This window comes from Alkalihalobacillus pseudalcaliphilus, from assembly GCF_028610675.1.
Taxonomy (GTDB): Bacteria; Bacillota; Bacilli; order Bacillales; family Bacillaceae_D; genus Alkalihalobacillus; species Alkalihalobacillus pseudalcaliphilus.
Genome location: NZ_JAQQWS010000002.1, coordinates 33,796 through 48,392, shown reverse-complemented (window position 1 = coordinate 48,392; position 14,597 = coordinate 33,796). Strand labels below are relative to the sequence as shown.

At 38.8% G+C, this 14,597-nt stretch carries 12 protein-coding genes; 7 read left to right on the top strand and 5 right to left on the bottom strand.

What is annotated here, in order from left to right:
• Window positions 1-679: 679 nt before the first annotated feature.
• From PQ479_RS06930 to PQ479_RS06920, 3 genes are all read left to right on the top strand, one after another.
• The gene (locus tag PQ479_RS06930; protein WP_047986917.1) at window positions 680-1,930 is read left to right on the top strand and encodes an MFS transporter; all 1,251 of its coding nucleotides are present in this window, start codon (window positions 680-682) and stop codon (window positions 1,928-1,930) included.
• A gap of 187 nt (window positions 1,931-2,117) precedes the next feature.
• Window positions 2,118-3,413 (top strand): HD domain-containing protein, encoded by a 1,296-nt coding sequence (locus PQ479_RS06925; RefSeq protein ID WP_047986918.1) that lies wholly within the window; start codon window positions 2,118-2,120, stop codon window positions 3,411-3,413.
• 14 nt (window positions 3,414-3,427) lie between these two features.
• On the top strand, window positions 3,428-3,946 hold the full coding sequence (locus PQ479_RS06920) for a YwgA family protein (RefSeq protein WP_047986919.1): 519 nt from the start codon (window positions 3,428-3,430) through the stop codon (window positions 3,944-3,946).
• A gap of 55 nt (window positions 3,947-4,001) precedes the next feature.
• Here the strand turns inward: PQ479_RS06920 and PQ479_RS06915 are convergent, their stop codons facing one another.
• The 3 genes from PQ479_RS06915 to PQ479_RS06905 are packed head-to-tail and all read right to left on the bottom strand — an operon-like array spanning window position 4,002 to window position 6,260.
• Entirely contained in the window at window positions 4,002-4,664 is a 663-nt protein-coding gene (locus tag PQ479_RS06915) for a methionine ABC transporter permease (RefSeq protein ID WP_047987064.1), read from the bottom strand.
• A complete protein-coding gene (locus tag PQ479_RS06910; protein WP_053070267.1) occupies window positions 4,657-5,406 on the bottom strand; it encodes a methionine ABC transporter ATP-binding protein in 750 nt (249 codons plus the stop codon). The genes PQ479_RS06915 and PQ479_RS06910 overlap by 8 nt, the downstream gene beginning before the upstream one ends.
• A gap of 17 nt (window positions 5,407-5,423) precedes the next feature.
• Entirely contained in the window at window positions 5,424-6,260 is an 837-nt protein-coding gene (locus PQ479_RS06905; protein ID WP_047986920.1) for a MetQ/NlpA family ABC transporter substrate-binding protein, read from the bottom strand.
• Window positions 6,261-7,038: 778 nt separating this feature from the next.
• On the opposite strand from PQ479_RS06905, the gene PQ479_RS06900 reads away from it, so the two are divergent.
• The 4 genes from PQ479_RS06900 to PQ479_RS06885 are packed head-to-tail and all read left to right on the top strand — an operon-like array spanning window position 7,039 to window position 12,003.
• Complete coding sequence (locus PQ479_RS06900) at window positions 7,039-8,484, top strand: 4-hydroxyphenylacetate 3-hydroxylase family protein (protein WP_047986921.1); 1,446 nt, start codon at window positions 7,039-7,041, stop codon at window positions 8,482-8,484.
• A gap of 2 nt (window positions 8,485-8,486) precedes the next feature.
• On the top strand, window positions 8,487-9,902 hold the full coding sequence (locus PQ479_RS06895) for a 4-hydroxyphenylacetate 3-hydroxylase family protein (protein ID WP_047986922.1): 1,416 nt from the start codon (window positions 8,487-8,489) through the stop codon (window positions 9,900-9,902).
• Window positions 9,903-9,907: 5 nt separating this feature from the next.
• The gene (locus PQ479_RS06890) at window positions 9,908-10,978 is read left to right on the top strand and encodes an LLM class flavin-dependent oxidoreductase (RefSeq protein ID WP_273716877.1); all 1,071 of its coding nucleotides are present in this window, start codon (window positions 9,908-9,910) and stop codon (window positions 10,976-10,978) included.
• Window positions 10,975-12,003 (top strand): LLM class flavin-dependent oxidoreductase, encoded by a 1,029-nt coding sequence (locus PQ479_RS06885; protein WP_047986924.1) that lies wholly within the window; start codon window positions 10,975-10,977, stop codon window positions 12,001-12,003. The genes PQ479_RS06890 and PQ479_RS06885 overlap by 4 nt, the downstream gene beginning before the upstream one ends.
• A 272-nt stretch (window positions 12,004-12,275) precedes the next feature.
• Here PQ479_RS06885 and PQ479_RS06880 read toward each other — a convergent pair whose 3' ends face one another.
• Both PQ479_RS06880 and PQ479_RS06875 read right to left on the bottom strand, forming a co-directional pair.
• Window positions 12,276-12,461: a 2-hydroxymuconate tautomerase gene (locus PQ479_RS06880; protein WP_047986925.1), complete on the bottom strand. Its 186-nt coding sequence runs from the start codon at window positions 12,459-12,461 to the stop codon at window positions 12,276-12,278.
• 105 nt (window positions 12,462-12,566) lie between these two features.
• Window positions 12,567-14,201 (bottom strand): processed acidic surface protein, encoded by a 1,635-nt coding sequence (locus PQ479_RS06875; RefSeq protein WP_047986926.1) that lies wholly within the window; start codon window positions 14,199-14,201, stop codon window positions 12,567-12,569.
• Window positions 14,202-14,597 lie beyond the last annotated feature (396 nt).

Below are 14,597 nucleotides of genomic sequence, written 5' to 3'. Positions count from 1 at the left end.
GTAAAGTAACGAAAAGAGCCGAACGAGACAGTTACTCGGGGGAAGTGAGAGAGTAAAGTAACGAAAAGGGCCGAACGAGACAGTTACTCGGGGGAAGTGAGAGAGTAAAGTAACGAAAAGAGCCGAACGAGACAGTTACTCGGGGGAAGAAGAAGAGTAAAGTAACGAAAAGAGCCGAACGAGACAGTTACTCGGGGGAAGTGAGAGAGTAAAGTAACGAAAAGGGCCGAACGTGTCAGTTACTCGAGGGAAATGAGTGAGTAAAGTCACACGAAAAGGTGTGAAGGGGATTAAGAATCAGCTAACTTCAAGGCACAAACTATCATCCCTAAGTACACTTTCATACAAAACTTCCATGATGACTGCCGAAGCAACTCATCACCCACAAAAATGAAAGTAGGTTTTAGCTTTTAACTGGTGGTTTTTCATTCACTTTGTTTTTTTGTTCTCATTCATTTTAATATTTGTTGAGAATGATTTTGAACTTTAGAATGAGCAGTCACCCAGCGGGCGAGTCATGTGGAGACTCCCGCAGGATGTAGTGGCGGGCTGAAATCCACTGGCGAAACCAGTTAGTTTAGCAGCCACCCCGCAGGACGCGGAGCATTATTTTCGGTAGCGGCTAGTAGAGTTCCGCATATGAGCATCAGCACTAACTTTCATATCAAAGGAGAAAACCATGGAAGCAAAGCAGCTAAAGACAAGTCAAACGAAAGATAAATCTAACCCACAAGTGAAAACGGCCTACCGCATCCTATTTATAATCGGGTTTGTCCACTTGTTAAATGACTCCATTCAAGCACTAGTTCCAGCGATGTTCCCTATACTAGAAGCGGAGATGGGGCTCACCTATACTCAAATAGGAATTATTGCTTTTGCTTTAAATATGACAGCCTCGGTTATTCAGCCGGTTGTTGGGGTATATACCGATAAAAAACCATCCCCATTTGCGTTACCGATAGGCCTTTGTTTTACTTTTATTGGTGTAGTTCTTCTTGCATTTGCCCCGAATTTTTGGATGGTAGTCATAGCTGTTACCTTTATTGGCATCGGTTCAGCGACATTTCATCCTGAAGGATCACGTGTCGCTCATATGGCCGCAGGGAATAAAAAAGGTTTAGCGCAATCCATTTATCAAGTAGGTGGAAATGCAGGTCAGGCACTAGCACCGTTAATAACTTTGCTTATTTTAGTGCCGCTTGGACAGTTCGGTTCGATTTGGTTCACATTGGTCGCAGGTCTTGCCATTATTTTGTTATTATATATTGCTACTTGGTACAAAGAACAAATTAAGATTCAAACGTTACAAGCAAAAACTAAAAAAGCAGGACCATCTATACCTACGAAATATCGTCGTAAAATTCTTGTCGGCTTTGGTGTATTATTATTTCTCGTATTCGTGCGCTCTTGGTTCCATGCTGGTTTAGCTAATTATTATCAATTTTTTGCGATTGAAGAATACGGAATGACGATCTCACAAGCACAAGTTTATCTATTTATTTTTTTGGCGGCTGGAGCGATAGGGACCTTTGCTGGTGGTCCACTCGCCGATCGATTTGGAAAAAGAACAATACTAATGCTTTCTATGTTAGGTTCGGCCCCATTTGCTCTGCTTCTACCACATGTTGGCCCAATTCTAGCATATCCACTTATAGGTATTATTGGTTTTATTATTTTATCCAGTTTTTCTGTTGCCGTTGTTTATGGGCAAGAACTTATTCCAGGAAAAATTGGTGTTGTTTCAGGCTTAATTGTCGGTTTAGCTTTTGGAATGGGAGCAGTGGGAGCCGTTATGTTTGGAATTATCGCTGACTTTGTTGGTATGTATACGACGATGCTTATCGCTGTAACATTCCCAATTATTGGTTGCTTAAGCTTCCTTTTACCTTCTGATCAATGGATGTCAGATAGATTACGTAACGATCATTAAGATGCATGACAAAAGGTGTCTAATTTGTCGATACTATAGTAAACTCTGGAGTATGTGAACAGGAACACTGTCCTGCTAAGGTCATTTATCGTAAGATGGATGACGAGCTAACTTCAAGGAACAACCCATCGCCCCAAGGTAACTTTCATATAAAACAAACGAACCCCATTTAAGGTAGGTGAATAACATGTCAGTCTATGGAAAATTAGAAGAAGAGAAAGTGTTTAAGGATCCGGTCCATCGCTATATTCACGTAAAAGACGAATTAATTTGGGAGTTAATTGGAACAAAGGAGTTCCAAAGGTTACGAAGAATTAAACAGCTAGGTACTACTTATATTACCTTCCACGGTGCTGAACATACGCGTTTTAATCACTCTTTAGGTGTTTATGAAATTACAAGAAGAATCTTAGAGGTGTTTAAGGGTAGACCGCATTGGCAAGAAAAAGAGAGACTACTAACACTGTCGGCAGCCTTACTTCATGATATAGGACATGGCCCTTTTTCGCACGCCTTTGAGAAAATATTTGGAACGGATCATGAAGAGTGGACGAGAGCCATTATTTTAGGTGATTCTGAGGTGAACCAAATTCTGAAAAAAGTTTCACCAACCTTTCCTCAAGCGGTTAGTGATGTGATTGAAAAGACATACCCTAACAAGTTAGTGACAAGTATTATCTCCAGTCAAATTGATGCGGATCGCATGGACTATTTATTACGTGATGCGTATTATACGGGTGTAAGTTATGGCCACTTTGACATGGAACGTATCCTTCGCGTTATGCGTCCGACCGAGGAGCAAGTTGTCATCAAACAAAGTGGTATGCATGCTGTCGAAGATTACATAATGAGTCGATACCAAATGTATTGGCAAGTTTATTTTCATCCTGTTTCAAGAAGTGCAGAGGTTATTATTAATAACATTTTTAAACGAGTGAAGGATTTATATAAACAAGGGTACACATTCAAACAAGAACCTATCCATTTCTACTCATTCTTTCATGAAAAAGTGAGCTTAGATGATTATTTGCAGCTTGATGAGGCGATAACCCTTTATTATTTTCAAGTATGGCAAGGTGAGGACGATCGTATTTTAAGCGATCTTTGTGTAAGATTTTTAAATAGAAATCTGTTTAAATACACAGAATTTAACCCAAATCAGTGGATGAACGATTGGCCTAAATTACAGGAGCTTTTTCGAAAAGCGGATATTGATCCTTCTTACTATTTAGTTGTGGACTCCTCATCTGATCTACCCTATGACTTTTACCGTCCTGGTGAAGAAGGAGAAAGATTACCGATACATTTAGTACTACCTAACGGCAAAATACGAGAACTTTCAAGAGAATCTGATGTTGTTGAAGCCATTTCAGGTAAAAAAAGAACGGACCACAAGTTATATTTCCCGCTTGATTTAATTAGTGATAACAAGGAAAATGAGCAAGTTAAAAAAGAAATTATGGCGATTTTACAAATCATGTAAAGGAGTGGACCCTTTTGCTGTACGAACATGTAAAAGTATTGAAGTTTTTGGCAGATGCAGGTGAGGTAGTTGGTAGAAAGAAATTACAAAAGATGATTTATATTGCTAAAAAGTTGGACATGCCCTTTTCAGAGCGCTATAACTTTCATATGTACGGGCCTTATTCAGAAGAGCTTTCTTTACGGATGGAAGAGCTTAGTAACTTAGGGTTTGTACACGAAAATAAGGAAGATAAAGGCCACTATCAACAATATTGTTATTCATTATCAGAGCAAGGAGAGAGTTTCTTGGCACTAAATAAGATCGAGTGGCCAGAGTGTCATGCCTTGGTAACATCTCTTAATGAACAAAGTTCACGTTTTTTAGAATTAGTTTCAACGATTTTGTATTTTGCTGATTTGACTGTGGAAGAAGTGAAAGATAAGGTTTTTACTTTGAAGAAAAAGCAGAATTATACAGAAGAGGATATTGAGGCGGGGTATCAATATATAAAGAAGCTCCAGTCATGGCAAATTCACGCTATGCAAAACTAAAATAATATGAATCAAGAGAAATCAAGCCCTATGCTCAGTGGGCTTGATTTCTTTGTTATCTTTTATCTAAATAAGAAGCTATTCGATTTCCTAAGAATTGAACGCCCTGAACAAGGATAATTAACAAGATAATCGTAAAGATCATCACATCTGTTTGGAACCGATAATAGCCATAACGTATCGCTAAATCGCCGATCCCTCCGCCTCCAACTACTCCTGCAACAGCCGAATAAGAAATAAAGGTTACCGTCGTAATGGTCAGACCTAAAACTAAACCAGAACGTGCTTCGACTAATAGGACGTGGTAAATGATTTGTATAGGAGAACCACCCATAGAAATGGAAGCTTCTATGGTTCCTTTATTAACCTCCCGTAAGGATTGTTCAACGATTCGAGCTAAAAATGGAATAGCAGCGATTGATAAAGGAATGGTGGCAGCTAGTGGTCCAACAGTCGTCCCAAGAATGGCTCGAGTTAATGGGATTAACGCGATCATAAGAATGATAAAAGGGAAGGACCGAATGCAATTAATAAACATATTTAAAGTGATGTGGATAAAATGGTTGGCTAATAGTTGCTTTTTATCGGTTAAAAACGTGAACAAACCTAAAGGGATTCCCAAAATTATAGCCGTAATAATAGTAAGGCCGACCATAAAAAAGGTTTGGCCAATGCTCTCAATAATTTCAGGTAGGAGAGAAATAATATTATCAAATATCATCAGATGCACCATCAGTTAATAAAATTCGTCCAATCTCTGTCTTTGCTTGATAAGAGTGGTTTTGCATTTGGATTATTTCCTTAATTTCTCCATTTTCCATGACAGCTACACGGTTGCAAAGGGAGCGGGCTACTTCCATTTCATGAGTCACAAGTAGTATGGTCACACCATAGATATTGTTAATCTTCTTTAAGTATTGAAGAATGGAGTGGGTCGTTTGCGGATCAAGGGCAGACGTTGGTTCATCACAAAGTAATACACTGGGGTCACAACTAATAGCTCTTGCGATAGCGACCCTTTGTTTTTGTCCACCTGATAACTGGTTCGGGTATTGATCGATTTTATCTAATAGATCAACAATCTTTAAAGTTTGATAGACGATATGATCCCATTCTTTTCTAGCTATCTTTGCAAAACGTAGAGCTAATTTGATATTATCCGCAACGGTTTTGTTAGTCACTAGGTTAAAGCTTTGAAAAATCATTCCTATTTTATTCCGAGCTATTCTTAGCTGTTTTTTATCGAGGTCGGTTAGTGACTGCTTGTGCAAAAGAATAGTACCTTCTGTGGGTGTTTCCAAAAGGTTAACCATTCGTAATAGAGTGGACTTTCCTGCTCCGCTAAATCCGATAATACCATAGATTTCGCCTTCTTTAATGGATAAGGATACGTTAGATATGGCCTTAACCTGCTCTTGCTTAGTTTGATAGATTTTACTAATTTGTCTGAATTCTATCATGAGGTTTAGTTCTCCTTTTATTTAAAATAATCGGGTTGGTGGAAGCCTTCGAATTCTTTGTTTGACTCAATAACCTCTTGGAAATCACGAGTGTGGTAAGCTTCGATTATATCTTGAATAAAAGGTTGGTCTTGGTCCTCGGCACGTATCGCAATTAAATTTTGATATTCAAATGGTGGGTCTTCAAGAAATAGGGACGAATCAAGTTCTCGATTAGATGCGATAATCGTATAACCATTGGCAACAGCAAAGTCTACATCCGGAATCGCCCTAGGGATTTGAACTTGCTCGAGCTCAACAAATGAAAAATTCACAATCATGGAATCGATGTCTTGCCTTGATACAGTTAGTGGGTCGTAATTTTCCTTTAGTTCGAGCCAGCCGACCTGTTCTAGCACTCGTAAAGCTCTTGCGACATTAGCGGGGTCATTAGGGATAGCAATAGTAAAACCATCTTGTAAATGATCAAGGTTATCATGATGATCAGAGTAAATGCCCATAGGAGCAGTTGGAACTTTGATTGTTTCAATAAGATCTAATTGATTCTCTTCAATAAAGTTTTCAAAAAAGGCTGTGTGCTGAAAGATGTTAACATCAAGCGAACCTTCTGCTAAAGCAAAATTAGGCTCGTTGGGAGTGCTAAACTCCACATATTTGACTGTATACCCTTTTTCCTTGAGTAGCGGTTCAATTCCTTGCCTTACTTGGTCACTATATGGTCCAGGAGTAAAACCAAAGACAATCACTGCTTTAGAACCTCCTTCCTTTGCTGGGAAATCATCTACAGTCGAGCACCCGAACAAAACAAATAACAGTGACAACATCATCAAAATGAGAAACAGATAATCTTTCATTGAATAGCCTCCTTCTACGTTGTTATTTTAAAAGCTGCTTTAAACGATGAGCACAGTGCTACACAGTGTCGCACAGCATAATTTCCCATAATGATGAGTAACGCTCCATGTTACACTAACTTTCATACAAAACCCAACATGGCGAAGCCCATTCAATTCGCCACCAACAAACATGAAAGAAGTGTCTGGCGTTTTAACTGGTGACTTTTCATTCACTTTGTTCTTTGGAATTGAGAATGAGCAGTAACCAAGCGGAAGAAAACATGTGGAGACTCCCGCGTGACGTAGTGGCGAGCTGAAATCCACTGGCTATGCTAGTTAGTTCAGCGGCACCCCGCAGGAGACGGAGCATGATTTTCGGTAGAGGCAAGCAAAGCTCCGCATAGGAGTATCAGCACCAACTTTCATATAAAAAAGCGGTACGAGTAAAAACTCATACCGCCGGTCGACCGGTAGGTCATAATAATAAAAGTAAGTTGATTGAATTAATTGGATTATAATCAGTGAGTCAAAGAATGGCAAGAGCTACCATTAAAAATGGGCTTTATTTTCTTAAAATCAGAAAATAGGCTTGTTTTATTTTAAAGCGCACTTGACCATTCGGAATAATTGGAATACACATATCATATACAGTATCTATACAAACAAATAAAAAGCTTTTCGGACAACCGATAGCCCAAGGTACAGCACTCTTTTTTTGCGTATCTGGGCTATTTTTATACCTATCTTTGTAAAGCTACATTCAGCATAAGCGTGTCGACAACAAGGAGGAGATGAATTGAGCAATTTAGGGCAGGGTGATTGGAGAGCAACCTTACAAGATGGCCGAACGGTATGGTTAGACGGTCAAAAGGTTGATGTGACAACCGATAAAAAGTTCAAAGGTGTATTGGAAACGATCACTTCACTGTTTTCGATGCTTGAAGATCCGGTTAATCAGACAATTCTTGGCTATAAAAATAACGAATCAACAACATTTGTTCATAAAGCTTTTTTAGTGCCGAAAACATATGAGCAGCTTTTGGAGAAAAGAGCCGCATTTGAACTGTGGTCGGAAATGACATATGGAGTGATGAGTCGACTATCCGATTATGCTTACTGTTTACTAACAGGATATTATATGGACAAAGCTTTTTTCACTCAATTTGATAAGGGTTTTTCTCTAAAAATAACAGCCTATTATAAGCAAGCGTCTAGTCAAAAAAGAATCATCACAACGGCGATTTTAGACCCGCAAATTGACCGATCTCAAGCACCAGAGCAAGTGGAAGGGGGTTTGTTAAAAGTCGTAGGGGAGACAAAGGGAGGCTTGATTGTTCGAGGGGCCAAAATGATTGCAACGGCTGCTCCCTATGCTCATGATGTGCTTGTCATGCCTCACCAAAAGTTAAATAAAGGGCAAGAGGAATATGCCAATATGTTCATTATTCCACTGAACTTGCCGGGCTTACAAATCGTTTGCCGTGAGTCCTTCTCCTCTCCGTTTGCTGAGAAGCATTTCATACAAGCCAATTTTGATGAGATGGATGCTGTCTTAATTTTTGATGATGTGTGTATTCCATGGGAGCGAGTTTTAATTAGAGGATCAATTGAAGGTGTATATGAGGCCCAACAGCATCAACAAATGAATCCGTTAGCTCATTATCAAACCGTCGTACGTTTATTAACGAAGCTACAATTTATAGCAGGTGTAACGACGGCGATAGCTGAATCAATTGGCGCCAACCACTTTCTTCACGTTCAAGAAAAATTAGGTGAAGACTATACAAAAATAGATACGATTAAAGCTTTATTAACGAGTGCTGAGATTGACGGAGAGGTCAATGAACAAGGGGTTTATGTACCAGCTAGTGTGCCTTTACAAGTAGCTCGAAATCTAGGGACCGAATATTATCCGAGGATGATTGAGATTTTAAAAGGAATTGGTGCAGGTGGATTTATTCAAGTGCCATCAAATCCTATCACTGAAAAGGATGAGTTGTTTCCTTTTTTTCAACGGTACTACCGGGGGACAGAAGTGGATGCGAAAACAAAAACGGATTTATTTCAGCTTGCATGGGAATTAATTGGTAGCCCACTCGGGGCTAGGCACGACCTGTATGAACGTTTTTATTCAGGAGATCCGATCCGGACTTTTGCTAACTTTTATAGCCAATATGACAAAGATCCATTAAGAGATAGAATCTCTAATCTTTGGAAACAATTCGAAGAAGAGGGGGCATAGTAGTGACGAGACGAACTTTTTTAGAACGAGTGAAGGCAGAGAGAACCGTCTGGGTAGATGGCGAGCTCGTTCAAGATGTGACGCACCATCCTGCCTTTGAAGGTACGATTAAAACGATAGATAAACTATTGCAAAAGCAGTATGTTGAATCTACAAAAGAGCTCTTAACTTATCATACAGAAGGTGTCAGAGCGCATCTTTCCTTTTTAATTCCTGAAAATAAAGTCGACTTGAAAAGGAAACGAGTCGCTTATCAGCATTGGGCAGACGACACATTTGGTGTCATGAGTCGATTATCAGAGTATACACGATCCATTATTACCGGATGGTATGCAAATCGGGATGTCTTAGATAAAAAAAGGCCTGGCTTTGCCGAGAAAATAGCGCATTATTATCGAAAATCCTTAGAGAATGATTGGTTATCAACCGTCGCTGGGCATGATCCACAAAGAGATAGAGCAACTAAACAAACACACGACGCTTTATTACACATAACCGACCGAAATGAAGATGGAATTTTTGTAAGTGGTGCTAAAATGATTGCAACGGCTGCACCCTATGTCGATGAAATTTTAATCAATTCTTACCATAAAAGAACGGAGAAAGAAAGAGCGTATGCTCATGTATTTTTTGTACCCGTAACAGCAAAAGGGTTAAATATTGTCTGTCGTGAATCTTTTGCAAGTCAAGATAAAACGAATCATCCGCTTAGTTCTCGTTATGATGAAATGGATGCTGTTCTAATTTTTGATCATGTGTTTATTCCTTGGGAGCGAGTTCTGGCTTGTGAGGATCCTGAATTCTCTTGGGTTCTAAGGATAGAACCTTGTTCAGCCCTACTAAGTCAGCATCAGACAGTGGCTCGGCTAGTAAGTAAGTTAGAAAGTGTTGCAGCGATTGCCAATGAATTAGCTGAGGCATCAGGAGCAACAGCCTTTTTGCATGTGAAACAAAAACTTGCAGAGGTAATCATGCAAAAAGAGAGTATCTATGCTTTATTAAATGCGTCGGAGCACGAATCGACGATGTACGAAGGGGTTTGTTTACCAGATAAAGATTATTTAGCGACTGCTCGTAATTTAGGGACAAAATACTACCCTAGATCTCTAGAAATTATACAGCAAGTAGGAGCTGGAGGGTTGTTACAAACACCATCCAAAATAGAAGAATTATTCGGTCCGATTGCTCACTTGTTAAAAGAGCCTTACAAGGGGACAAAAATGTCTGCAGAAGAAAGAACTAAGCTAATCAAATTAGCATGGGATCTGATTGGGAACTCACTAGGATCGAGACATGAGCTCTATGAACGATTTTATTCAGGCGATCCGGTACGAACTTTTGCCGGCCAATATCATTCTTATCAGGATAAAAAGAGTTTAGTAGATTTTGCCTATCAAGCGATTCGAAGAGAGGAATGACTAAGATGCCTCGTTTTTATTGGTTTATACCGACAAATGGAGATGGAGAGTTTTTAGGATTAAATAAGCCAGAGCGTCAGCCCTCACTTGCATATTTAACCAGGGTCGCTCAAGCGGCAGAACATGCTGGCTTTGAAGGTATACTTGTGCCAACTGGAATTCCCTATTTGGATTCATGGATGATTGGTTCTGCGATTATCCACCAAACTGAAAAGATAAAACCTTTAGTAGCTTTTAGACCTGGATTTATCTCTCCAACTGTCGCTGCAAAAATGGCTGCAACGATTGACCAGTTTTCAGATGGAAGATTACTTTTAAATATTGTAACGGGAGGATCATTATTAGAGCTTGGGCAAGACGGTGATTTTATTCCACACGATAAGCGCTACCAACGAACAGCTGAATTTTTACAAGTCATTAAGCAATCGTGGGAGCAAGATGTTTTTGACTATCAAAGCGAGTTTTACGAAGTGCAGGGAGGTAGCCTTTTTCCTGAGAATAGCAAAGGGAGGAATATTCCCATTTATTTTGGGGGTTCGTCAGAGGTGGCAAAGGATGTAGCCGCACAGTATGCGGACATTTATTTGCAGTGGGGAGAACCGGTAGTGCAGATTAAGCAACAGATTAAAGATGTTAGAGAGCGGGCACGCAATTACAATCGAACACTCGAATATGGTATTCGAATTCATGTCGTAGTTAGAGATTCTGAAGAAGAAGCGTGGCAAGCTGCCTATCGTATTATTAGTCAAATCGATACTCGGAGAAGGGAAAAGATGAATCATTACTATGAAACAACCGATTCAATTGCTCAAAAAAGAATGAACGAAGTCACGCAAAAAAGTGATCGTTTTGACGAGTGTGGTTGGGCTGGTATAGGGAAAATAAGAAAAGGGGCAGGAACGGCTTTAGTAGGGACTCCACAGCAAATTAAAGAAGCAATTGAACATTATCAAGAAGTAGGTGTGAGTCACTTTATCCTCTCTGGTTTTCCACATTTAGAAGAAGCAAAAAGGTTTGGCGAATCCGTTAAGCCGCTTTTTGTAAAGAAGGGAACCTTAGGAGGGGGAGCGGAATGAACTATATCATTTGGGGAGCAAACTTATCTGGTGGTTTTCTTCGTGCTGATGTGGAACAAGAGAGGGACAATAGTTTTACGTATAACCAAAAGCTTGTAGAGCTTGCAGAGAAAAAGGGTATTAATGCTATTTTATATGCGACAAGGTATTTGGGAGCGATTGGCGGTAGTGAGTCTGAACAGGGGCAACTCGATCCGCTTACGTTAATGGCAGCTTTAATACCTTCAACTCAAAACATTCATTTCATTAGTGCCGTACTTCCAGGCTTTATTTCACCGGTGACGTTAGCAAAAATGGGGGCAACACTAGATATTATTTCAAATGGACGGTTTCATATTAATTTAGTGAGTGGATGGTTTAAGGAAGAGCAAGAAATATTTGGAATCGAATGGATCGACCATAAAGAACGTTACGCGCGTTCAAAAGAATATTTAGAAGTGCTAAAAGGTCTATGGACTCAAGAGTCATTTTCATACAAAGGGAATTATTACCAATTAAAAGATGCCCATTTGTCGCCCAAACCTGTTCAAAAGCCTTATCCCGCCATCTATCAAGGTGGAAATTCTTTACCTGCCCAAACGATGGCAGCCGAGCATTCAGATATATATTTTATGAATGGGGCACTAAAAGAAGAATTATATCAACAGATAACGGTTGTCAAAGAACTGGCAAAAAAGCAAGGACGAGAACTTACGTATGCGGTCAATGCTTTTGTGATTGCTAGACAAACAGAAAAGGAGGCATATGAAGAATATCAATGGATTTTAGACCGTGCTGATGAAGTGGCGATCAAGAAGTTCCAAGAAAGAACGGAATCACAAGGAATGTGGAAAAATGCAAAGGAGCTAGGTGACTTTGTTGCAAATAATGAAGGATTTCGAACGGGGCTAATAGGCAGCTATGAAACCGTCACAAAGAAAATAAACGAGCTGAAGCTATTAGGCGTCGACCATGTCCTGCTTACTTTCCGAAAGCCATTGGAGGAATTACCGATATTTTTTGAAAAGGTGGTCAGAAAGATTTAGATTTTATAAGTGGTTCTAGAAAAATTTAATACACCACTATGGATTGCAAGCTTAGATCCTATTTTAAGTGTAAATTTAGAAGAATATTTTTATTCAAGTCTATGTGGTCCTCACTGGTGTAAACGATTGAAAAAGGGTGTTTGGTGTGGAAGTGAAGTGCTGATTGTTAGCGGTGTGACCGATTCCCAATCAGCACCACTCCACAGAATATCCCTCGTGAATGTTGGTAATAGCGAACAAAGTTTCATATCCGCGATCACCTTTTATAGCAGCTATAGCTCACTCGCGCGTTTGCCACCGACAGCATAATTCGTTTTCTTCATTTCTTCAATAATAATAGAAACCTTCTCAACTGGTGCACCTGTAGATTCTGAAACAGCTAACGTCACCTTATCGACTAACTGTTGCTTTTGCTCATCTGTACGACCTTCTAACATTTGAACAGTAACGATTGGCATATCAAACAACCTCCATACATGAATAAAAAATAATGAGACTAACGACAAGGTTAGTCTCATGTAAGTATAGCAAGAAAAAGATACAATTACCTCTCACATGCCTTATTAGTGAGTAAAACGAATACGTCGAAATGTCCATAATAGGAATCCTAACGCAAGTAAAGCTGTGCCAATGAAGATAAATGTGTAATTCTCAGTTGCTGTATTTGGTAAGGTTTGTCCATTTTCGCTGTCAGTTGAGGTTTGCTTATCATGATCTTTTAACGGAATATCTTTGATAGGCTGTTCAACTTCTGGGTGATTCGGTTTTGGTTTGGAAGGTTGCTTGCCCTCATCCGGCTTTTCAATAGTTGGCGGTTTAAGTCCTAATAACTCGTTATCAAAAAGAAAGTCCGCTAATAATGAACCTCCCTTACTGTATAAAGAGATGACTAATTTTTGATCGTCATTAAGAGAAGCCAATGTTAACAAGTTTTGAAAAGACAGTGGTGTATCTATTCCATTTTCTCTAATTGCAAAAGAAACATCAAACTGAAAGACATCTAAATAATATTTAGCTGTTTTAGCAAAATGGATGAGTTCAGCTATGCTTAAATCACTTGCCTCGACACCTTCATATTCTTCTAGAAAATAGTAAAGATTTTCTACTTCATCCCATAAAGACGGAGACTCCTCAAGTTGTTCAAATAGATGGATGAAAATATTCTCAAGTTCATAAGTTTCTAAGCCAATTCGTTTGAAAAGTGCAGCGGTTTCTGCATCTAATAAATCTTCCAAGTCCCAATCCCATTGTAAGAGTACGTCCCATAAGAACATATCCAAGTCATCATAGAAGATAAAATCTTCAATCGTAAACCCGTATTCCGCAAGAAGCTCATCTAATTCATCTCTAGTAATCTCATAATCATCTAAAAGATTAACGAGATTTTCTTCGGTAAGGAGTTCACCTAAAAAGTCTTGAAGCTCTTCTAGAGTACGAAAATCATCAACTGTCAGTTCATATTGATACCATAAGTAATTGTCAAACTCATCACGAGTTAACCCGATTGATTGTAGATATGTCGCTAATTCTTCTACATCAATCTCTAAAAAGCTGTACATATATTCCTTTAAGTCGTCATAAAATTTAAATTCAGCTAAAGTAAGACCGTCTGCTTTAAGTTGAGCATCAAGTTGAGCTCTTGTCCATCCGTAATCAGATAAAAGCTCATCAAGATTTTCTTCATTAAGTAAATCACCTAAAAAATTCTTGATTTGACCAACTGTAGAAAATTCATAAATACTCATACCCCAAGTCGCTAGATATTCCTCTAAGTCCTCTTCCGTCCAATTAAGCTCATTAAGAAATTCAGCTAATTGTTGCTCATCTATCTCAAGAGTATCACTCAAGTAATAAAACAAATCATCATAAAACTTAAAATGAGCTAGAGTTTTATTTTGTTCTTTCAAAAATTGAAGTAAATAGGATTCGGAGATGCCATATTCATCTAAAATTTGTTGAAGGATTTCTTCGTCGATGACAGGTGAAAGCCAGTCTCTTAATTCTTCCACTGACTCAAAATCATCAAGTGTGTGTTCCCATTCTATATCCAAATAGGACACCAGTTGTTCTTTTGTCCATTCTAATTCTTTAAGAAAAGCATTTAATTCTGTTTCATTCACAGCCGCGTTTGCATACAAAGGAATGGTGGTAGTCATTCCAAGTATGAGTAGAAATAACATAACCAACTTCTTAATCATCAAATTGCCCCCTAATCTTCCTTATTTTTCTATTAGCAAAATGATTATAATCCTAATTATCCGAAATATCCACATATTTTTTTGTGACATTTGATTATATTAAATGAAGTAATTATAACTTCTGTATAATGACAAATAGTTCTATATACTATAATGAACCATTTTTTTGTAATTAGTGTAGGTTCTATCGTTATTTATCGTTAAATAAGCCCAAAAGGTTAAAAAGATTTCGGCGAGGAGTTTTGGTCGACAGGATCACGCCAGAAAAAGAACAAGAAGGAGTCGATAGTTGACGTCCACATATACCCACATGGCGAAGCTGATACGCTTCGCCACCAACAAAAAGAAAGCGAACCATGTGTATCTCACCAAGGTCTGTGATAAAATGTTAGAAAC